We start from the raw sequence: 648 nt of genomic DNA on the forward strand, positions 1-648 counted from the left end.
GAAAGGTCAAAACTTGGAATTCCTCCTTTACCTTTAAATGCAAAACAAACGGAAGAGTTAATTCATCTTTTGAAACAAGTTCCTATAATAGAAGAAGATTTTTTAATGGATTTATTTTTAAACAGAATTTCGCCAGGAGTTGATGAAGCAGCTTTTGTAAAAGCATCATTTTTAAACGACATCATCCAAGGAAAAGCCCATTCTCCTGCTATTTCTCCTAAAAAAGCTGCTTGGATATTGGGTACAATGTTAGGTGGTTATAATGTAAAACCTCTTATCGATGCTTTATCCCATAAAGATCCGGAAGTTGCACAAGAGGCTGCAAATGCTTTAAAAAATACTCTTTTAGTGTACGATGCATTTAATGATGTAGTCGAACTTTCTAAAACTAACAAGTATGCAAAAGAAGTTTTAGAATCTTGGGCAAATGCTGAGTGGTTTTTAAATAAAAAGCCTTTACCTGAAAAAATTACCGCGATAGTGTTTAAAGTACCTGGAGAGACGAATACGGATGATTTCTCCCCTGCTACAGAAGCGTCTACAAGAAGTGATATACCTTTACATGCATTGAGTATGTTAAAATCCAAAATGCCGGATGCAATAGAAAAAATCAATGAACTTAAAAAATCCGGATATCCGATTGCTTTT

1 pseudogene is annotated in these 648 nt (G+C 34.3%); it reads left to right on the forward strand.

Annotated features, from left to right (window positions below):
* Positions 1–648, forward strand: a pseudogene (locus tag NE054_RS08460) (aconitate hydratase B); the annotation flags it as partial.

The sequence above is a fragment of the Sulfurihydrogenibium sp. genome (genome assembly GCF_027448985.1).
In the GTDB taxonomy this organism is placed as follows: Bacteria; Aquificota; Aquificia; order Aquificales; family Hydrogenothermaceae; genus Sulfurihydrogenibium.